This is a genomic window from Enterobacter cloacae complex sp. HYC042_NIDB (genome assembly GCF_056673315.1).
In genome coordinates this window covers 415,316-435,857 of record NZ_CP109650.1, presented here as the reverse complement: position 1 = coordinate 435,857, position 20,542 = coordinate 415,316, and the positions used below count along the sequence as shown (strand labels likewise).

The following is a 20,542-nucleotide window of genomic DNA, read 5'->3' as shown; positions in this document are numbered from 1 at the left end:
TGGAAAATTCATCTAACGCTCTCTGTAATCGTGAAATCCAGGGGATTTACCATGCAACAACGTCGTCCAGTCCGCCGCGCTCTGCTCAGTGTTTCTGATAAAGCCGGTATCGTCGAATTCGCTCAGGCACTTTCCGCACGCGGTGTGGAGCTGCTTTCTACAGGCGGTACCGCTCGCCTGTTAGCAGATAAAGGTCTGCCGGTAACCGAAGTGTCCGACTACACCGGTTTCCCGGAAATGATGGATGGACGCGTCAAAACCCTGCATCCGAAAGTGCACGGCGGCATTCTGGGCCGTCGCGGTCAGGACGACGGCATTATGGAACAGCATGATATCGCGCCTATCGATATGGTTGTTGTTAACCTCTACCCGTTTGCCCAGACCGTCGCCCGCGAAGGCTGCTCTCTGGAAGATGCGGTTGAGAATATTGATATCGGCGGCCCAACCATGGTGCGCTCCGCGGCGAAGAACCATAAAGATGTGGCCATCGTGGTGAAGAGCAGCGACTACAGCGCCATTATTAATGAGATGGATGCTAACGACGGCTCCCTCACTCTCGAAACCCGCTTCGACCTTGCGATTAAGGCGTTCGAACACACCGCCGCGTACGACAGCATGATTGCCAACTACTTCGGTAGCCTGGTTCCTGCCTACCACGGTGAAAGCAAAGATCCTTCTGGCCGCTTCCCGCGCACCCTGAACCTGAACTTCATTAAGAAGCAGGATATGCGTTACGGTGAGAACAGCCACCAGCAGGCTGCCTTCTATATAGAAGAAGAGGTCAAGGAAGCCTCCGTTGCGACCGCACAGCAGGTTCAGGGCAAAGCCCTTTCCTATAACAACATTGCCGACACCGACGCCGCACTGGAATGCGTGAAAGAGTTCAGCGAGCCGGCCTGCGTTATCGTCAAGCACGCCAACCCGTGCGGCGTTGCGGTAAGCACCTCTATTCTGGATGCCTACGATCGCGCCTACAAAACCGACCCGACCTCCGCATTCGGCGGCATTATTGCCTTCAACCGCGAGCTGGATGCCGAGACCGCGCAGGCCATTATCTCCCGCCAGTTTGTCGAAGTGATCATCGCGCCATCCGCGTCCGAAGAAGCGCTGAAAATCACCTCGGCGAAACAGAACGTGCGCGTACTGGTTTGCGGCCAGTGGGCGGAGCGCGTGCCGGGCCTGGATTTCAAGCGCGTGAACGGCGGTCTGCTGGTTCAGGATCGCGATTTGGGTATGGTGACAGAAGCCGACCTGCGCGTGGTGACCAAACGTCAGCCAACCGAACAGGAACTGCGTGACGCACTGTTCTGCTGGAAAGTGGCGAAGTTTGTGAAGTCTAACGCCATTGTTTACGCCAAAGAGAACATGACCATCGGGATAGGCGCAGGCCAGATGAGCCGCGTTTACTCTGCGAAAATCGCGGGTATTAAAGCAGGTGACGAAGGCCTGGAAGTGAAAGGCTCCGCCATGGCCTCTGACGCCTTCTTCCCGTTCCGTGACGGTATCGATGCTGCGGCTGCGGTGGGCATCACCTGTGTGATCCAGCCTGGCGGCTCTATCCGCGACGACGAGGTGATTGCCGCTGCCGACGAACACGGCATCGCAATGATCTTCACCGACATGCGCCACTTCCGCCATTAATTCCCGGAGCAGAAAATGAAAGTATTAGTGATTGGTAACGGCGGGCGCGAGCACGCTCTGGCGTGGAAAGCGGCGCAGTCTCCGCAGGTTAAAACTGTCTTCGTGGCACCGGGTAACGCCGGTACCGCACTGGAACCCGCGCTGCAGAACGTGGCTATCGGCGTGACCGATATCCCGGCGCTGCTGAGCTTTGCCCAGACCGAGAACATCGATCTGACCATCGTCGGCCCGGAAGCGCCGCTGGTAATTGGCGTGGTTGACGCCTTCCGCGCTGCGGGCCTGAAAATCTTCGGTCCAACGGAAGGTGCCGCACAGCTGGAAGGCTCCAAAGCCTTCACCAAAGATTTCCTCGCGCGTCATAACATTCCGACGGCGGAGTATCAGAACTTCACCGACGTCGAGCCCGCGCTGGCTTACCTGCGTGAAAAAGGCGCTCCGATTGTCATCAAAGCCGACGGTCTGGCCGCCGGGAAAGGCGTTATCGTGGCGATGACGCTCGAAGAAGCCGAAGCGGCCGTTCAGGATATGCTGGCAGGCAACGCTTTTGGCGACGCGGGCCACCGAATCGTGATCGAAGAGTTCCTCGACGGCGAAGAGGCGAGCTTTATCGTAATGGTCGACGGCGAGCACGTTCTGCCGATGGCCACCAGCCAGGATCACAAGCGCGTTGGCAATGGCGATACCGGCCCCAACACCGGCGGGATGGGCGCTTACTCCCCTGCTCCCGTGGTTACCGATGAGGTGCATCAGCGCACCATGGATCGCATCATCTGGCCTACCGTGAAGGGCATGGCGGCGGAAGGCAATACCTACACCGGTTTCCTCTACGCGGGCCTGATGATTGACAAGCAGGGTAACCCGAAGGTGATTGAATTCAACTGCCGCTTCGGCGATCCGGAAACCCAGCCCATCATGCTGCGCATGAAATCCGACCTGGTGGATCTGTGTCTGGCGGCCTGCGAAGGCAAGCTGGACGAGAAAACCTCAGAGTGGGACGAGCGTGCGTCTCTGGGCGTGGTGATTGCTGCAGGTGGCTATCCGGGGAACTACAGCACCGGAGATGAGATCCACGGCCTGCCGCTGGAAGAGATTGACGGCGCGAAGGTGTTCCACGCCGGTACGAAGCTGGCTGACGATGACCGCGTGCTCACCAACGGCGGCCGCGTGCTGTGTGCGACCGCGCTGGGCCAGACCGTGGCAGAAGCGCAGAAACGCGCCTATGCGCTGATGGCGGATATTCACTGGAACGGCAGCTTCAGCCGTCAGGATATCGGTTATCGTGCTATTGCGCGGGAGCAGGGGGAGTAATTTCCCCCTCACCCTGACCCTCTCCCTCAAGGGAGAGGGAACTTAAATCAAAAACTTTTCTCTGTCGGCTGCCAGGTGCAGAAGTCTTCGTTCGCCACCAGCAGCAGCTGAGAGCCTTCCGGCGCCTCAAGCCACGCCACGCTCACTTCCATAGACGAATGCCGCTGACGGCGCTGAATGTGTTCGGTTGCCCAGGATTCAAGCTCAGGCTTTACGGTCTGCCCTTCGCAGGTGGTCACCGTGCCATCGGCATGCCAGCGGCCCTGGCGCAGCACCACGCGGCCCTGGCGCAGCGCGTCGCTGGTCTGACGGAGCTGTTCGGCGCGGTAGCGGTAAAGGGCGACCTGATCGCTGGAAAGCTGCTGTTTCAATCCGCTGACTTCATGCTGCATAAAGCTCAGCTCGCCGTGGTCGTCGAAACGCACCTTCACGTGTTCAGGGGTCTTGCTGTAGATGTTCAGTTCAATCAGCGATAGCGCATCGCCCTGCCAGCGGTACTCTGCGGTCGAGGTGTTGCCGTTATGCCACGGGCTGAACGCGGTAAGCATATGGACTTCATCGCTGGAATCTTTGCGCCAGATCCTGACCGCGCCCTGGTTGTCAGCATAGCCGCTGGCGGTAAACGGGGGGAGTGAGGAATGATGGCTACAGGCAGACAGCAACAGTACGCCTGCCAGCGCGAGCGTGCCACGCCAGAATGACAAAAGGGGCGTTGCCGCCCCTTCGTTAAAACTGTTCACTGCCACGCGTCTTACTTAACTGCGTCTTTCAGTGCTTTACCAGAAACAAATGCCGGCACGTTAGCTGCGGCGATTTTGATTTCTTTACCGGTCTGCGGGTTGCGGCCAGTACGCTCAGCGCGGTGGTTCACTTTGAAGGTACCGAAACCAACCAGTTGTACAGCATCGCCTTCTTTCAGAGACTCAGTAATAGCAGCCAGGGTAGATTCCAGAGCAGCTTTAGCCTGCACTTTAGACAGATCAGCCTTGTCCGCAATTACATCAATCAGTTGAGTCTTGTTCATAAGTTATCCTTTCAATGTGTTTATCGCTTGCTAAGCATCGAGTGCGACGAAAATGCCAAAAAAGCACTCTCCTGCATACACGCACCGATAGCCACTTTTTTTCGCCCCCCAAATGTAGACCAGACGGGGGGCAGAAGGGAAGAGTCGAGGTGCGACAAAACAGGCGTTAAATCACGTTTTGTTGTCTCATTGGTTAAAAATTATACCAATATTGCTCTCACCGGCCTCACGCAGGTCCGCGCGCAGCCCTTTGATCAGCTCAATATCACGCTCTTCACACTCTGCCAGCAGGCGGAAAATCTCCCACTGAATATCCCATTCCTGTTCAACCGCCGGATTAGCACGTAGCTCTTCGTCGGTCATTTCACGGCCTTCCTGCGTCATTTCCAGCATCGCGACGGTCGTGATGGATGCCTTACTGACTTCAATGGCGTGCTCCAGCGTTTCACCGCTCAGACGGGAGTGGATCAGCTCGCTCAACGCCACGCAGGCGTCGATAGCCGGATAAACGCCGTACAGGTCGTAATCGTCCGCCGCCGGGATCGCCTCTTCCAGCTTTTCGAGCTGTGAATCGAAGTTCACCTTTGCGTCTTTCACCGTCAGCGTCTCCCAGATCAAATCCAGGATACGTCGATAAATCTGGCCTTCGCCAAACTCCGTTTGCTTACAGAACGCGGCATAGTTGGGATACATGCGCTCGCACAGGCAAGCCATAAACGTCACGTGCTGCCAGCTTTCCAGCTTCTCAAGGCGCAGATGAATCGGGTTTTGTAACATGATGATGTCTCGAATCGAAAATTAGCCGCAGTTTACCTGAATCACGGCTGAATTTCCTGCCAACGAATGAATGCCGGACGTGAAGAGGCAACGGCGTCAGCCCAGCGGGTTGGCTCCGGTAACCGATAGCCCTTCATGCAGCGCTGCACCCACGCCAGCGCGCTGTCCATGCTCACCCGGTGCCCGGTGGCGATAAACAGCGGATTACAGCGCGCTTTACTGCGCCAGACCCACGCCAACTGCTCGCCTTTATGGATAAGCGGCGCCAGCGCGCCCGGTTCGGCAGAAAGCGGCTCAAACGCGCCGCACAGGCGTTTTTTCGCCACGCCGATGGTCGGCACGTCCACCAGCAGACCAAAGTGGCTGGCGACGCCTAAGCGACGCGGATGGGAGATACCGTGCCCGTCAACAAACAGGAGGTCAGGTTTTTGCGAGAGTTGCTCCCACGCGGCCAGCAGCGCGGGGTATTCGCGGAAGGAGAGAAAGCCGGGAATATAGGGCATGGTGGTGGCGATACGCGCCACCTTGTACTCCACCAGCTCCAGCGACGGGTATTTCAGCACCACCATCGCCGCCCGCGTCACTTCACCGCCCTGCTCGAACCCGACGTCCGCCCCGCCAATGTACTGCGGGGGATCCTTATCCAGACGATCCTCGCGGATCACCGATGAAGCCAGTTCGATTTGCTGAGCGCGTAGCGACGCGAGATCCATAACCACTCCTTACTTGTGATACTGGGCAGAAAGCCGATGCACCGCCTCCACAAATACGCCTGCGTGTTCAGGCGGCACATCCTGATGAATGCCGTGGCCGAGGTTAAAGACGTGGCCTTCACCCTGGCCGAAACCAGACAGTATAGTCGACACTTCCTCTTCGATGCGGGCAGGCTGAGCATAGAGCATGGACGGATCCATGTTGCCCTGTAGCGCCACTTTGTCGCCCACGCGACGGCGCGCATCGGCAATATCGGTGGTCCAGTCGAGGCCCAGCGCGTCGCAGCCGGTGGCCGCCATCGCTTCCAGCCATTGGCCGCCGCCTTTCGTGAACAGCGTCACCGGCACGCGGCGACCGTCGTATTCACGCAGCAGGCCATCGACGATTTTGTGCATGTAGTACAGGGAGAACTGCTGATAATCGCGTCCGGTCAGCACGCCGCCCCAGGTGTCGAAAATCATCACCGACTGCGCACCCGCTTTAATCTGCGCATTGAGGTAGAGCGTAACGCTCTTCGCCAGCTTGTCGAGCAGCGCATGCAGCGCCAGCGGTTCGGCGTACATCATCTTTTTAATCATAGTGAAGGCTTTGCTGCTGCCGCCTTCAACCATGTAGGTGGCCAGCGTCCACGGGCTGCCGGAGAAGCCAATCAGCGGCACTTCGCCCTTCAGCTCGCGGCGAATGGTGCGCACGGCGTTCATCACGTAGCCCAGTTCGCCTTCCGGATCGGGGATCGGCAGCTTATCGACGTCGGCTTTGCTTTTGATCGGCGAGGTAAAGCGCGGGCCTTCGCCGGTTTCGAAATAGAGCCCCAGGCCCATCGCGTCCGGAATGGTAAGAATGTCCGAAAAGAGAATGGCGGCATCCAGCGGGAAGCGGCGCAGCGGCTGGAGCGTCACTTCACAGGCCAACTCGGCGTTTTTGCACAGCGACATAAAATCGCCCGCCTGCGCGCGCGTGGCTTTGTACTCTGGCAGATAGCGTCCCGCCTGGCGCATCATCCACACCGGGGTGACATCAACGGGCTGGCGCAGCAGCGCACGCAGATAACGATCGTTCTTCAGTTCGGTCATTTTGCAGTTCCTTATTGCGTCAGTCCGTCAGTGTAACACTACTCATACTCGGCCCGACAGATTGTCACGGTATCTTCTATCAGGCGACGCGCCACCGTTCCCGGAGGGGGTAACAGCGGTAAATTGTCGTAGCGGTACCAGTTCGCCTCCAGCAGCTCTTTCTGGTCGATAACAATCTCGCCGCTGTCATATTCCGCCATAAACGCGGTCATCAGAGACATCGGGAACGGCCACGGCTGGGAGGTCACGTAGCGCAGGTTCTTCACCTTGATGCTGCTCTCCTCCATCACCTCGCGCGCCACCGCCTGCTCCAGCGTTTCGCCGACTTCGACGAACCCGGCGAGGACGGTATGAATGCCGTTGCGATGACGGGTATGCTGCGCCAGCAGGATGGAATCATCACGGCGGATGGCGACGATGATGCACGGCGCGATTTGGGGGTAGTAGCGTTCACGGCAGTGGCCGCAGAGCAGCGCCCATTCGGTTTTGCTTGGGTGCATGGTGTGGCCGCAGTAACCGCAATATTTGTGCGAACGGTAAAACTCCGCCAGCTGTACGCCGCGCCCCGCCAGCTGGAACAGGCCGACGTCCAGATCTAACACCTGACGTACGGATCCCATATCCTGACGGCGCGCCTGTTGGATCAACCACACGGGATCGCCCTGCCACTCGCCGATCTTCAGCGCGGGCTGGCCCACCAGATCGAACGTTTCCGCGGTACCGTAGGGCAACTCTCCTGAGGGCAGCCATAATTTTTGTTCGTGGCTGACGATCCACCAACCCAGATCTGATTTTTCAATAATACGATCCATATCTATTGCACTACCTTCGCTTCACTGACATGTTGTTAGCATTGTGGTTACATTTTGGATAAGCAGATCCCATTCTAAACCTTATGGAGTCGACCATGTTAAACCAGCTGGAAAGCCTGACTGAGCGCGTTGGAGGAAGTAACACCCTGGTGGATCGCTGGCTACATGTGCGCAAGCATCTCCTTGTGGCGTATTACAATCTGGTCGGTCTTAAGCCTGGCAAAGAATCCTTTATGCGGCTGAACGAAAAAGCGCTGGATGATTTTTGTCAGAGCCTTGTCGACTACCTCTCCGACGGCCATTTCAACATTTATGAACGCATTATCCGCGAAATGGAAGGGACAACGCCGTATTTAGCGGCCAGCAAACTCTGTCCGCAGCTGGAAGCCAATACCCAGCAGATCATGGACTATTACGATTCCACACTCGAGAACGCCATCGATCACGATAACTATCTTGAGTTCCAGCAGGCGCTGTCCGACCTGGGCGAAGCGCTGGAAGAGCGATTCACGCTGGAAGATAAGCTCATCGCCCTCGTACTGGATAACAACCTGAATATCAGCAGCAGCGATAACGTTGCGCGCCCTGCTTGAGTTCTTAACCGTTAACGAGTAATTTACAACCAGTCGCCCCTCTGCGGAGGGGGATTTTTCTTGTCGGAGTGCCCAGTGTGTAAGCACGGGCTGAGACCGTTAATTCGGGATCCGCGGAACCTGATCAGGTTAATACCTGCGAAGGGAACAAGAGTCACGCTGCTGTTGTATCGCCCCTGGGGCGATCTCCTCTTGCTTCATCCGTCGTCTGACAAGCCATGTCCTTCACTTCTGGAATGAGCTATGTCTACAACAAAACTGACCCGCCGCGAACAGCGTGCACAGGCCCAACACTTCATCGACACCCTGGAAGGCACCGCTTTCCCGAACTCGAAACGCATCTACATCACCGGTTCACAGGCCGATATCCGCGTGCCGATGCGCGAAATCCAGCTCAGCCCGACTCTTATCGGCGGCAGCAAAGAGAACCCCCAATATGAAGACAACGAAGCCGTGCCGGTATACGACACCTCCGGCCCGTACGGCGATCCTGATGTTGCTATCAACGTCCAGCAAGGTCTGGCAAAGCTGCGCCAGCCGTGGATTGACGCGCGTAACGACTGCGAAGAACTGAGCGTGCGCAGCTCTGCGTACACCAAAGAACGCCTGGCCGACGACGGTCTGGACGAGCTGCGCTTTACCGGCCTGCTGACGCCAAAACGTGCCAGAGCGGGCAAATGCGTAACCCAGCTGCACTACGCGCGCCAGGGTATCGTCACGCCGGAGATGGAGTTCATCGCCATCCGCGAAAACATGGGCCGCGAGCGCATCCGCAGCGAAATATTGCGCCACCAGCATCCGGGTGAAGGCTTTGGTGCTCGCCTGCCGGAGAACATCACGCCGGAGTTTGTGCGTGACGAAGTGGCCGCCGGGCGCGCGATTATCCCCGCCAACATCAACCACCCGGAATCGGAGCCGATGATTATCGGCCGCAACTTCCTGGTGAAGGTTAACGCCAACATCGGCAACTCGGCGGTGACGTCATCCATCGAAGAAGAGGTGGAAAAGCTGGTCTGGTCCACGCGCTGGGGCGCGGACACGGTGATGGACCTCTCCACTGGCCGCTACATCCACGAAACCCGCGAGTGGATCCTGCGTAACAGCCCGGTGCCGATTGGCACCGTCCCGATTTATCAGGCGCTGGAGAAGGTCAACGGCATCGCCGAAAACCTCACCTGGGAAGCGTTCCGCGACACGCTGCTGGAGCAGGCGGAACAGGGCGTGGACTACTTCACCATCCACGCGGGCGTGCTGCTGCGCTACGTGCCGATGACGGCGAAACGTCTGACCGGCATCGTCTCGCGGGGTGGCTCCATCATGGCGAAATGGTGCCTGTCCCATCATCAGGAAAACTTCCTTTACGAGCACTTCCGCGAGATCTGCGAGATCTGCGCCGCGTACGACGTCTCCCTGTCGCTGGGCGACGGCCTGCGTCCTGGCTCCATCCGCGACGCCAACGACGAGGCGCAGTTTGCCGAGCTGCACACCCTGGGCGAGCTGACTAAAATCGCCTGGGAGTATGACGTGCAGGTGATGATTGAAGGCCCGGGCCACGTGCCGATGCAGATGATCCGCCGCAACATGACCGAGGAGCTGGAGCACTGCCACGAAGCGCCGTTCTACACTCTGGGGCCGTTGACCACAGATATCGCACCGGGCTACGACCACTTCACCTCCGGGATTGGCGCGGCGATGATCGGCTGGTTCGGCTGCGCCATGCTCTGCTACGTGACGCCGAAAGAGCACCTCGGCCTGCCCAACAAAGAGGACGTAAAGCAGGGACTGATTACCTATAAAATTGCCGCCCACGCGGCGGATCTGGCGAAAGGCCACCCGGGCGCGCAAATCCGCGACAACGCCATGTCCAAAGCGCGCTTTGAATTCCGCTGGGAAGACCAGTTTAACCTGGCGCTGGATCCGTTTACCGCCCGCGCCTACCACGACGAAACCCTGCCCCAGGAGTCGGGCAAGGTGGCGCACTTCTGCTCCATGTGTGGGCCAAAATTCTGCTCGATGAAAATCAGCCAGGAGGTGCGGGATTACGCCGCCGCGCAGACCATTGAAGTCGGTATGGCGGACATGTCGGAAACCTTCCGCGCCAGAGGCGGCGAAATTTACCTCAAAAAAGAGGAGGCGTAATGTACAAGCCCGATTTCCCCTCCGTGCCCTTTCGCTTAGGGCTTTACCCGGTGGTGGACAGCGTGGAGTGGATCGCCCGCCAGCTGGAGGCCGGCGTTCGCACCCTCCAGCTGCGCATCAAAGATAAGCGTGATGAAGAGGTGGAGGCCGACGTCGTCGCCGCCATCGCGCTGGGGCATCGCTACAATGCCCGCCTGTTTATCAACGACTACTGGCGGCTGGCCGTTAAGCACCGGGCGTACGGCGTGCATTTGGGTCAGGAGGATCTGGAAACCACCGATCTGAACGCCATTCGCCAGGCTGGCCTGCGCCTTGGCGTTTCAACACACGATGATATGGAAATCGACGTGGCGCTGGCGGCCCGCCCCTCCTACATCGCCCTCGGTCACGTTTTTCCGACGCAAACCAAGCAGATGCCTTCTGCCCCGCAGGGTCTGACGCAGCTGGCGAGCCACGTTAAGCGCCTTGCCGATTACCCGACCGTCGCCATCGGTGGAATCAGCCTTGAACGCGCCCCGGCGGTGCTGGAGACCGGCGTCGGCAGTATCGCCGTCGTCAGCGCTATCACCCAGGCGGCAGACTGGCGGTCCGCCACCGCGCAGCTTTTACAGCTGGCAGGAGCAGGCGATGAATGACCGCGATTTTATGCGCTACAGCCGCCAGATCCTGCTGGAGGATATTGCCATTGACGGGCAGCAAAAGCTGCTCGCCAGCCGGGTACTGATTGTCGGCCTGGGCGGATTAGGCGCGCCCGCCGCGCTGTATCTGGCCGGTGCGGGCGTGGGCACGCTGGTGCTGGCCGATGACGACGAGGTGCACCTCAGCAACCTGCAACGGCAAATCCTCTTCACGACTGAAGATGTTAACCAGCCTAAAGCGCAGATCACCCGGCAGCGGCTTAACCAGCTTAATCCGGATATCGAACTGATTGCGCTCCAGACGCGGCTTAGCGGAGACGAGCTGCAACGTGAAGTTGCCCTTGCCGACGCGGTGCTGGACTGCACGGACAACATGGCGACGCGTCAGGCGATTAACGCCGCCTGCGTGGCCACTAATACGCCGCTTATCACCGCCAGCGCGGTGGGGTTCGGTGGGCAGATAATGGTCCTGACCCCGCCGTGGGCGCAGGGCTGTTACCGCTGCCTGTGGCCGGACGAGGCTGAACCGGAGCGTAACTGCCGCACGGCAGGCATTCTTGGCCCGGTGGTGGGCGTGATGGGTACCCTTCAGGCGCTGGAGGCTATCAAGCTGCTCAGCGGCATGGAGACGGAACGCAACACGCTCCGGCTGTTCGACGCCCGCTCCAGCGGCTGGCGCCATCTGGCACTACACCGCGCCAGCCACTGCCCGGTATGCGGAGGCCACGATGCGCATTCTGTTTAACGATGAGCCGATGACGTGCGACGACGGTCTCACCGTTGCCGCCCTGCTCGACAAATTGCGCCAGCTCAAGCCGGGAACGGCGCTGGCGCTCAATCAACAGATCCTGCCGCGCGAGCAGTGGGAACTTCAGCAGGTCAATGAAGGCGACCAGATCCTGCTGTTTCAGGTTATCGCTGGGGGCTGAGATGTTACGTATTGCTGATAAAGTCTTTGATTCACATCTGTTTACCGGAACCGGCAAATTCGCCTCGCCGCAGCTGATGGTGGATGCTATTCGTGAAAGTGGCAGCCAGCTGGTGACGCTGGCGATGAAGCGCGTGGATCTGCGCCAGCACAACGATGCCATACTTGCGCCGCTACTGGAGGCAGGCGTGACGCTGCTGCCCAACACCTCCGGCGCGAAAACGGCCGAGGAGGCGATTTTCGCCGCACAGCTGGCGCGGGAAGCGCTCGGTACCCGCTGGCTGAAGCTGGAAATTCACCCGGATGCCCGCTGGCTGCTGCCCGACCCTATCGAGACCCTGAAAGCCGCAGAAAAGCTGGTGCAGCAGGGGTTTACCGTTCTGCCTTACTGCGGCGCGGATCCCGTGCTGTGTAAGCGTCTGGAAGAGGTCGGCTGCGCCGCCGTCATGCCGCTGGGGGCGCCCATTGGCTCCAATCAGGGGCTGGAAACCCGCGCGATGCTGGAGATCATCATCGAGCAGGCGACCGTGCCGGTGGTGGTGGATGCGGGGATCGGCGTGCCCAGCCATGCCGCGCAGGCGCTGGAAATGGGGGCCGACGCGGTGCTGGTGAATACCGCCATTGCGGTGGCCGACGACCCGGTCATGATGGCGCGTGCGTTTCGTCTCGCCGTGGAGGCTGGCGTACTGGCCAGAGAGTCCGGCCCCGGCTCGCGCAGTTTTCAGGCACAGGCCACCAGCCCGCTGACCGGTTTTCTGGAGGCGATCTCATGAGCACGTTTACCGAGCGCTGGCGCGAGCTTAACTGGGACGATATTGCCCTGCGCATCAACAGCAAAACGACTGCTGACGTCGAGCGCGCGCTGAATGCCCGTCATCTGAACCGGGAGGATTTAATGGCCCTGCTCTCGCCGGCGGCCAGCGCCTACCTTGAACCAATGGCGCAGCGCGCCCAGCGCCTCACCCGGCAGCGGTTTGGCAATACGGTGAGCTTCTACGTCCCGCTCTATCTTTCGAACCTGTGCGCCAACGACTGTACCTACTGTGGTTTTTCCATGAGCAACCGCATCAAGCGGAAAACGCTCGATGAAGAGGAGATCGCACGCGAGTGTGCTGCTATTCGTGAAATGGGGTTCGAACATCTTCTGCTGGTCACGGGCGAGCATCAGGGGAAAGTGGGAATGGACTATTTCCGCCAGCATCTGCCTGCGATACGTCGGGAGTTTGCGTCGTTGCAGATGGAGGTTCAGCCCCTGTCGCAGGACGAGTATGCGGAGTTAAAAACACTCGGGCTGGACGGCGTTATGGTCTATCAGGAAACCTACCACGAGGCGACGTACGCGCGGCATCACCTGAAAGGAAAGAAGCAGGATTTTTTCTTCCGGCTGGAAACGCCGGACAGGCTGGGCCGCGCCGGGATCGACAAAATCGGGCTGGGTGCGCTAATTGGGCTTTCCGATAGCTGGCGGGTAGATTGCTACATGGTGGCAGAACATCTGCTGTGGCTGCAACAGCACTACTGGCAGACCCGATACTCCATCTCCTTCCCACGCCTGCGCCCCTGCGCAGGCGGCATTGAACCGGCTTCGCTGATGGATGAACGCCAGCTGGTGCAGACCATCTGCGCGTTTCGCCTGCTCGCCCCGGAAGTGGAGTTATCGCTCTCAACGCGTGAATCTCCGGCGTTTCGCGATCGCGTCATCCCGCTGGCGATTAACAACGTCAGCGCGTTTTCCAAAACGCAGCCGGGCGGGTATGCAGACGATCATCCGGAGCTTGAGCAGTTTGCACCGCATGACGGACGGCGTCCGGAAGCCGTTGCCGCCGCCCTGACGGCACAGGGTTTACAGCCTGTCTGGAAAGACTGGGACAGCTGGCTGGGAAGAGCCTCGCAATGACGATTTAACGCACTGCAACACGGTAGAAAATTATCGAGGCGTTACGGAAAGGTAAAACCGGATGATTGTCAGCGATCGTCCGGTTTTTTATTGTCATCAGGTCAGCAACGGATGCTGACCAGGGCGAAAAGCTTCTTCCTCGTTTCGCCCTGCCTCCGATTCCGTGCATAAGAGGGGCGCAAAAGTATGGATAAGGAATTTCTTAGTGATTCTTAAGATAAATCATCTCGCCTGAAATCGTGTTCCGTATAATTCACCGCTAACCGCAGGACAGCGACTATGCTGAGAGGATATCGGCAGACGAAAAATATTCACCATCAGGATCGATGTACAACTCATGGCACTTCACAGCAAAAAGCTCTCTTTCACCCGACCCATTATGCTCAGCTTCGCGGGGATTCTGTGCAGTTTTGCGCTGATCGCGGTCGTGGTAACTCTTTCACAACGAAAGGATTTCCTTGAGGACTATCATAAGATTAATGGCAATTTCACCCATAACCTTGCGGTGAACTACACCGAGTCAATCCTGCGTGAAAACGACTATATCCTGGGCCGCTCCGCGATGTATTTTGCACGCGATGACAGGCTAAACGAGACCCTCAACGTCAACCCGACGCAAGGGCTGCAGATGATGATGCATTTGCAAAACCTGATGCCGACCGTGTCATCCATCTCGCTGGTAGACACGCAGGGACATTATCTGCGCGCGCCGGAAGTGCTCCAGACGGAAAAGAGTAAAACCTTCGATCCCCGGACGCGTCCGTGGTTTGTCGCCCATGCTGAAGCCAGTATATTCAGCCACTACACCCGTCCCTATATGGACTACTTCAACGGTCATCCGACGGTCACACTCTATAAACCGTTGATTTCACCAGAAGGTCGACTTAAAGGTACGATTGCGTTTCATCTCGACTTAACGTCAATGGGCTACACCCTGCGTCAGATGGTCGCCCCTGTTCAGGGGGAATTCTTCGTCGTCGAACGCGATGGCGCCGTCGTGCTGCACCCTGATACGGGCGCGCTTTTCAAACAGTACGTTAGCGAAGCGCTGATGGATAAAATGACCAGCGGCGAAGGCCACCTTTACGATAAGAAAACCGACGCCTGGTATTACTACTACTCATTTACCAATCCGGACTGGTTTGTCATCTACAGGGTCTCTGGCGCAACGCTTACCGATATCACCCGACACGAAACGACAATCGTAGGCTGGGGTTTCGCGCTGGCGGCCATCATTATCATTCTCTTCGGCCTCTATCTGCGTCATGCCTCGCGTACCGTGTTGATGACCATTATCAATGCGATCAAAACGGGCGATGTGAGCCAGGCGCCGCGTCTGGAAGCGATGCTGAGCCGCACCATTCAGTCCAATAAAGAGCGTGAGATGGCGTATGTTCGTCAGGCCACTCACGATGCGCTGACCGGCTGCAAAAACCGCCGTGCGTTCGATAACGATGTGGAGGAATTATTAAATGCCCACCAGCCTTTCGCGATGGCGCTGGTTGATATTGATAACTTCAAGTCAATTAACGACACGTGGGGACACCTGAGCGGCGACATTGTCCTGCGTAACGTGGCGCGCGAGGGGATCCAGATAATGCAGCCCCACCACGTCTCGGTCTATCGCTACGGTGGTGAAGAGTTCGCGGTAATTTTCCAGGCCGAGCAGATCGCTGCCGCATTTTCATTGCTTGACGCATGGCGCACCGCCGTTGAAAGACGCGCATGGCGGGAAGAAAATCTGCACGTCACGTTCAGCGCGGGTCTGGGTGAATGGCATTTCGAACCGCTGGAACAATTTGTAGGTAGCGTTGATAACGCGCTCTACAGTGCTAAAAAGCAGGGAAAAAACCGTATTGTTCGCACTGCCGTCGGCTGACTTTCTCTGTTACTCGAAGAATTGTAACCGGTTTCAGAAAAATGCCGCTTTCTTTGTGATGCCTGACACACAATCGCGGTAAAGCGGTTGTTGAAGCTCTCTGCGCAGGATAATTATCAATAAACACATGTAGATCGAGGCTGATTATGAAGAACATCGTTTTATGCTGTGCAGCGGGAATGTCAACCAGCATGCTGGTTCAACGTATGAAAGATGCCGCGCAGAAAAAAGGGGTTGAAGTCACCATTAAAGCCGTTCCGGTTGCGGAGTTTAAAGACAATATCGCGACGGCCGACATCGTATTACTGGGGCCACAGGTCAAATACGAGCAGGCTAAACTGCAGGCACAGGCCGACCCTCTGGGTAAAAAGGTCGCGGTGATCGACATGATGGATTACGGCATGATGAAAGGCGATGCCGTACTGGAAAAAGCGCTTAAACTGCTGGAGTCATAATGGAAGACTTAGAAACCACAATCATGGAACTGCTGGTCAACGCCGGTGCGGCCCGCAGTGCGGCCCTGACGGCTCTGCAGATGGCGCGTAAAGGTGAGTTTGACGAAGCTGAAAAAGCGATGGAAGAATCCCGCGAATATGTGAAGCACGCGCATACGATCCAGACGCAGCTTATTGGACTTGACGAAGGGACCGGGAAACTGCCTGTTAACCTAATCACCGTTCATTCTCAGGACCACCTGATGAACGCAATGGTTATTCAGGATCTGGCGGGCGATATGATTGAGCTTTATCGACGCATCCCGTTAGTGAATTGAAGAAATGCAGATATAAAAAAACCCGCCGAGGCGGGTTTTTTATTTACGGCATCAACGATTACTCGTTGTCGGAACCGCCCAGACCTGCGTTCAGCAGTTCTGCCAGGCTCGCGGATGCATCTTCAGCAGTAACCTGCGGTGCTGCTGGCAGTTCGCCCGCAGCGCGACGACGCATACGATCCTGATGGTACGCATAACCGGTACCGGCAGGGATCAGACGACCCACGATGACGTTCTCTTTCAGACCGCGCAGTTCATCACGTTTACCTGCAACAGCGGCTTCGGTCAGGACACGAGTCGTTTCCTGGAACGATGCTGCGGAGATGAAGGACTCGGTTGCCAGAGACGCTTTGGTGATACCCAGCAGATCGCGTGCGAAGGTCGCACCGATTTTGCCGTTCGCTTCCAGATCGCGGTTAGCGATCTTAACGCGTGAGTATTCAACCTGCTCGCCTTCCAGGAAGTCGGAGCTGCCCGCGTTTTCGATGGTTGCTTTACGCAGCATCTGACGAACGATAACTTCGATGTGCTTATCGTTAATCTTAACGCCCTGCAGGCGGTATACGTCCTGTACTTCGTTAACAATGTAACGAGTAACAGCATGCACACCACGCAGACGCAGGATGTCGTGCGGCGCTTCTGGACCGTCGGAAACCACGTCACCACGTTCTACACGTTCGCCTTCGAACACGTTGAGCTGACGCCACTTAGGAATCATCTCTTCGTACGGCTCGCTGCCATCTACTGGGGTGATAACCAGACGGCGCTTACCTTTAGTCTCTTTACCGAAGGAGATGATCCCGCTGATTTCAGCCAGGATTGCAGGCTCTTTCGGACGACGTGCTTCGAACAGGTCCGCAACGCGTGGCAGACCACCGGTGATGTCCTTGGTACCGCCGGATTCCTGAGGAATACGCGCCAGGGTGTCACCAGAGCTGATCTGTACGCCATCTTCCAGCTGTACAATCGCTTTACCTGGCAGGAAGTACTGCGCAGGCATATCGGTACCCGGGATCAGAACATCGTTACCCTGAGCATCAACGATTTTCAGTGCAGGACGCAGATCTTTACCGCCGGTAGTACGTTCAGCAGAATCCAGAACCACCAGAGAAGACAGACCGGTCAGCTCGTCGGTCTGACGAGTAATGGTCTGGCCGTCGATCATGTCAGTAAAGCGGATGAAACCACTTACTTCGGTGATTACCGGCATGGTGTGTGGATCCCAGTTTGCAACGGTTTCACCGCCGGCAACCTGCTCGCCATCACCTTTCGCCATAACCGCACCGTAAGGCACTTTATAGCTCTCTTTGGTACGACCGAATTCGTCGATCAGCTTCAGCTCGGTGTTACGAGAGGTCACAACCAGCTTGCCTGCGGAGTTAACAACAGACTTCGCGTTGCTGAGCTTGATGCTACCTTTGTTTTTCACCTGAATGCTGGATTCAGCAGCCGCACGAGATGCCGCACCACCGATGTGGAACGTACGCATCGTCAGCTGTGTACCCGGCTCACCGATGGACTGTGCCGCGATAACGCCGATGGCTTCACCTTTGTTGATGATGTGGCCACGCGCCAGGTCACGACCGTAGCAGTGTGCACACACACCAAAGTCGGTGTCACAGGATACAACGGAACGCACTTTCACAGAGTCAACAGAGTTCGCTTCCAGCAGGTCACACCACTGTTCGTGCAGCAGGGTGTTGCGTGGAACCAGAATGTCTGCAGTGCCCGGCTTCAGAATGTCTTCCGCGGTCACACGACCCAGTACGCGATCGCGCAGCGGCTCTTTAACATCACCACCCTCGATAACCGGGGTCATGGTGATACCTTCGAGGGTGCCACAATCGTCTTCGGTCACAACCAGATCCTGCGCAACGTCAACCAGACGACGCGTCAGATAACCGGAGTTCGCTGTCTTCAGTGCGGTATCCGCCAGACCTTTACGCGCACCGTGCGTGGAGATGAAGTACTGGAGTACGTTCAGACCTTCACGGAAGTTCGCGGTGATTGGCGTTTCGATGATGGAGCCATCTGGCTTCGCCATCAGACCACGCATACCTGCCAGCTGACGAATCTGTGCTGCAGAACCACGCGCACCGGAGTCGGCCATCATGTAGATGCTGTTGAAGGAAACCTGCTGCTCTTCGACGCCGTCACGGTTAATCACGGTTTCGGTTTGCAGGTTATCCATCATCGCTTTGGATACACGATCGTTCGCCGCTGCCCAGATATCGATAACTTTGTTGTAGCGTTCGCCCGCGGTTACCAGACCAGACTGGAACTGCTCCTGGATCTCAGCAACTTCAGCTTCCGCTTCAGAGATGATCTCGTGTTTCTTCTCTGGGATGACCATGTCATCGATACCAACAGATGCACCTGAACGCGCTGCATAAGCAAAGCCGGTATACATAGTCTGGTCAGCGAAGATAACGGTCGGCTTCAGACCCAGAATGCGGTAACAGGTGTTCAGCATTTTGGAGATCGCTTTCTTGCCCAGCGCCTGGTTGACGATGGAGAAAGGCAGACCTTTCGGTACGATCATCCAAAGAATGGCACGGCCAATGGTCGTGTCTTTCAGGCTGGTCTTCGCAACGAATTCGCCGTTTGCATCTTTTTCGTATTCGGTGATACGCACTTTAACGCGCGCATGCAGAGAGGCCAGGCCAGCGCGATAAATACGCTCAGCTTCTTTCGGGCCAGTCAGCACCATGCCTTCGCCTTTGGCGTTAACACAGTCACGGGTCATGTAGTACAGACCCAATACAACGTCCTGAGAAGGAACGATAATTGGTTCACCGTTCGCTGGAGACAGGATGTTGTTGGTAGACATCATCAGCGCACGCGCTTCAAGCTGGGCTTCCAGCGTCAGCGGTACGTGAACAGCCATCTGGTCACCATCGAAGTCGGCGTTATAGGCCGCACAAACCAGCGGGTGCAGCTGGATAGCTTTACCTTCGATCAGGACTGGCTCAAATGCCTGGATACCCAGACGGTGCAGGGTTGGTGCACGGTTCAGCAGTACCGGGTGTTCGCGGATAACTTCGTCCAGGATATCCCAAACGACAGCTTCTTCACGCTCAACCATTTTCTTAGCGGCTTTGATGGTGGTGGCCAGGCCACGCAGCTCCAGCTTGCCGTAGATGAACGGTTTGAACAGCTCCAGTGCCATTTTCTTCGGCAGACCGCACTGATGCAGACGCAGGTATGGACCTACGGTGATTACAGAACGACCGGAGTAGTCAACACGCTTACCGAGCAGGTTCTGACGGAAACGACCCTGCTTACCTTTGATCATGTCGGCCAAAGATTTCAGAGGACGCTTGTTAGAACCGGTGATCGCACGACCGCGACGACCGTTATCCAGCAGGGCATCTACCGCTTCCTGCAGCATACGTTTTTCGTTGCGTACGATGATGTCCGGCGCAGCCAGATCCAGCAGACGTTTCAGACGGTTGTTACGGTTGATTACGCGACGATACAGATCGTTCAGATCTGACGTTGCGAAACGACCGCCATCCAGCGGAACCAGCGGACGCAGATCTGGCGGCAGAACCGGCAGAACGGTCAGGATCATCCACTCTGGTTTGTTACCAGACTGAACGAACGCTTCCAGCAGTTTGATACGCTTGGTCAGCTTTTTACGCTTGGTTTCGGAGTTGGTTTCGTTCAGCTCTTCACGCAGCTGCTCGCACTCCTGCTCCAGATCCATGCTCTTCAGCAGGGCCTGAATAGCTTCCGCACCCATCTTCGCGTCGAATTCGTCACCGAACTCTTCCAGCGCGTCCAGATACTGCTCTTCAGTCAGGATCTGGTGACGTTCCAGGTTCGTCATCCCGCCTTCGATAACTACATAAGATTCGAAGTACAGTACACGTTCGATATCGCGCAGCGGCATATCCAGCAGCAGACCGATACGGGACGGCAGAGATTTCAGGAACCAGATGTGAGCAGTTGGAGACGCCAGCTCGATGTGGCCCATACGCTCACGGCGTACTTTAGTCTGGGTCACTTCAACGCCGCACTTCTCACAGATCACACCGCGGTGTTTCAGGCGCTTGTACTTACCGCACAGGCACTCGTAGTCTTTTACTGGCCCGAAAATACGCGCACAGAAAAGGCCGTCACGCTCAGGTTTGAACGTACGGTAGTTGATGGTTTCCGGCTTTTTAACTTCACCGAAAGACCATGAACGGATCATGTCTGGCGAAGCCAGAGCAATTTTGATCGCATCAAACTCTTCGGTTTTAGTCTGCGCTTTCAGAAACTTTAATAAATCTTTCACGGATTTGCTCCCGTCGGAGTTAGCACAATCCGGTGCCGGGGGTTAACCCGGCACCAGTGACCTGT

General features: G+C 57.0%; 19 protein-coding genes and 1 riboswitch. Of the genes, 12 read left to right on the top strand and 7 right to left on the bottom strand.

Annotation, left to right across the window (positions count from 1 at the left end; all coding sequences use genetic code 11):
- The first annotated feature begins 51 nt into the window (after nt 1-51).
- Complete coding sequence (gene purH / locus OKF39_RS02080) at nt 52-1,641, top strand: bifunctional phosphoribosylaminoimidazolecarboxamide formyltransferase/IMP cyclohydrolase (RefSeq protein ID WP_028015111.1); 1,590 nt, start codon at nt 52-54, stop codon at nt 1,639-1,641.
- 15 nt (nt 1,642-1,656) lie between these two features.
- Entirely contained in the window at nt 1,657-2,949 is a 1,293-nt protein-coding gene (gene purD / locus OKF39_RS02075) for a phosphoribosylamine--glycine ligase (RefSeq protein ID WP_045261355.1), read from the top strand.
- 47 nt (nt 2,950-2,996) lie between these two features.
- Here the strand turns inward: purD and OKF39_RS02070 are convergent, their stop codons facing one another.
- From OKF39_RS02070 to nudC, 6 genes are all read right to left on the bottom strand, one after another.
- Nucleotides 2,997-3,689 (bottom strand): DUF1481 domain-containing protein, encoded by a 693-nt coding sequence (locus tag OKF39_RS02070; protein WP_479983787.1) that lies wholly within the window; start codon nt 3,687-3,689, stop codon nt 2,997-2,999.
- A gap of 11 nt (nt 3,690-3,700) precedes the next feature.
- Nucleotides 3,701-3,973 carry a nucleoid-associated protein HU-alpha gene (gene hupA / locus OKF39_RS02065; RefSeq protein WP_002445246.1) on the bottom strand — a complete coding sequence of 91 codons (273 nt, stop codon included), beginning with the start codon at nt 3,971-3,973 and terminating at the stop codon, nt 3,701-3,703.
- Between the two features lie 186 nt (nt 3,974-4,159).
- Entirely contained in the window at nt 4,160-4,750 is a 591-nt protein-coding gene (locus tag OKF39_RS02060) for a YjaG family protein (RefSeq protein ID WP_022646712.1), read from the bottom strand.
- A 41-nt stretch (nt 4,751-4,791) separates the two neighbouring features.
- Nucleotides 4,792-5,463 (bottom strand): deoxyribonuclease V, encoded by a 672-nt coding sequence (gene nfi, locus OKF39_RS02055; RefSeq protein ID WP_010425928.1) that lies wholly within the window; start codon nt 5,461-5,463, stop codon nt 4,792-4,794.
- Nucleotides 5,464-5,472: 9 nt separating this feature from the next.
- Nucleotides 5,473-6,537: a uroporphyrinogen decarboxylase gene (gene hemE / locus OKF39_RS02050; RefSeq protein WP_126300795.1), complete on the bottom strand. Its 1,065-nt coding sequence runs from the start codon at nt 6,535-6,537 to the stop codon at nt 5,473-5,475.
- Nucleotides 6,538-6,575: 38 nt separating this feature from the next.
- Nucleotides 6,576-7,349, bottom strand: a complete 774-nt coding sequence (gene nudC, locus OKF39_RS02045) for an NAD(+) diphosphatase (protein ID WP_479983431.1) — start codon at nt 7,347-7,349, stop codon at nt 6,576-6,578.
- A gap of 95 nt (nt 7,350-7,444) precedes the next feature.
- On the opposite strand from nudC, the gene OKF39_RS02040 reads away from it, so the two are divergent.
- The 10 genes from OKF39_RS02040 to OKF39_RS01995 all read left to right on the top strand — a co-directional run bounded on the left by OKF39_RS02040 (nt 7,445) and on the right by OKF39_RS01995 (nt 16,195).
- Nucleotides 7,445-7,942 carry an Rsd/AlgQ family anti-sigma factor gene (locus OKF39_RS02040; RefSeq protein ID WP_028015105.1) on the top strand — a complete coding sequence of 166 codons (498 nt, stop codon included), beginning with the start codon at nt 7,445-7,447 and terminating at the stop codon, nt 7,940-7,942.
- 54 nt (nt 7,943-7,996) lie between these two features.
- A riboswitch (TPP riboswitch) is annotated at nt 7,997-8,106 on the top strand.
- Between the two features lie 79 nt (nt 8,107-8,185).
- Nucleotides 8,186-10,081 (top strand): phosphomethylpyrimidine synthase ThiC, encoded by a 1,896-nt coding sequence (gene thiC, locus OKF39_RS02035; RefSeq protein WP_063155695.1) that lies wholly within the window; start codon nt 8,186-8,188, stop codon nt 10,079-10,081.
- On the top strand, nt 10,081-10,716 hold the full coding sequence (gene thiE, locus OKF39_RS02030) for a thiamine phosphate synthase (protein ID WP_479983430.1): 636 nt from the start codon (nt 10,081-10,083) through the stop codon (nt 10,714-10,716). Before thiC ends, thiE begins: the two co-directional genes overlap by 1 nt.
- Complete coding sequence (locus OKF39_RS02025; RefSeq protein WP_232929589.1) at nt 10,709-11,464, top strand: HesA/MoeB/ThiF family protein; 756 nt, start codon at nt 10,709-10,711, stop codon at nt 11,462-11,464. Before thiE ends, OKF39_RS02025 begins: the two co-directional genes overlap by 8 nt.
- A complete protein-coding gene (thiS, locus tag OKF39_RS02020) occupies nt 11,448-11,648 on the top strand; it encodes a sulfur carrier protein ThiS (RefSeq protein WP_028015101.1) in 201 nt (66 codons plus the stop codon). Before OKF39_RS02025 ends, thiS begins: the two co-directional genes overlap by 17 nt.
- A gap of 1 nt (nt 11,649) precedes the next feature.
- Nucleotides 11,650-12,420, top strand: coding sequence for a thiazole synthase (gene thiG / locus OKF39_RS02015; RefSeq protein WP_059357739.1), 771 nt, complete (start codon nt 11,650-11,652; stop codon nt 12,418-12,420).
- Entirely contained in the window at nt 12,417-13,544 is a 1,128-nt protein-coding gene (gene thiH / locus OKF39_RS02010) for a 2-iminoacetate synthase ThiH (protein WP_049138083.1), read from the top strand. The genes thiG and thiH overlap by 4 nt, the downstream gene beginning before the upstream one ends.
- Nucleotides 13,545-13,881: 337 nt before the next feature.
- Nucleotides 13,882-15,423, top strand: coding sequence for a sensor domain-containing diguanylate cyclase (locus tag OKF39_RS02005; protein WP_302233244.1), 1,542 nt, complete (start codon nt 13,882-13,884; stop codon nt 15,421-15,423).
- A gap of 146 nt (nt 15,424-15,569) precedes the next feature.
- Nucleotides 15,570-15,878 carry a PTS sugar transporter subunit IIB gene (locus tag OKF39_RS02000; protein ID WP_010425948.1) on the top strand — a complete coding sequence of 103 codons (309 nt, stop codon included), beginning with the start codon at nt 15,570-15,572 and terminating at the stop codon, nt 15,876-15,878.
- Entirely contained in the window at nt 15,878-16,195 is a 318-nt protein-coding gene (locus OKF39_RS01995; protein WP_008503455.1) for a PTS lactose/cellobiose transporter subunit IIA, read from the top strand. The genes OKF39_RS02000 and OKF39_RS01995 overlap by 1 nt, the downstream gene beginning before the upstream one ends.
- 58 nt (nt 16,196-16,253) lie before the next feature.
- Here OKF39_RS01995 and rpoC read toward each other — a convergent pair whose 3' ends face one another.
- Nucleotides 16,254-20,477 carry a DNA-directed RNA polymerase subunit beta' gene (rpoC, locus tag OKF39_RS01990; RefSeq protein ID WP_028015097.1) on the bottom strand — a complete coding sequence of 1,408 codons (4,224 nt, stop codon included), beginning with the start codon at nt 20,475-20,477 and terminating at the stop codon, nt 16,254-16,256.
- Between the last annotated feature and the right edge of the window lie 65 nt (nt 20,478-20,542).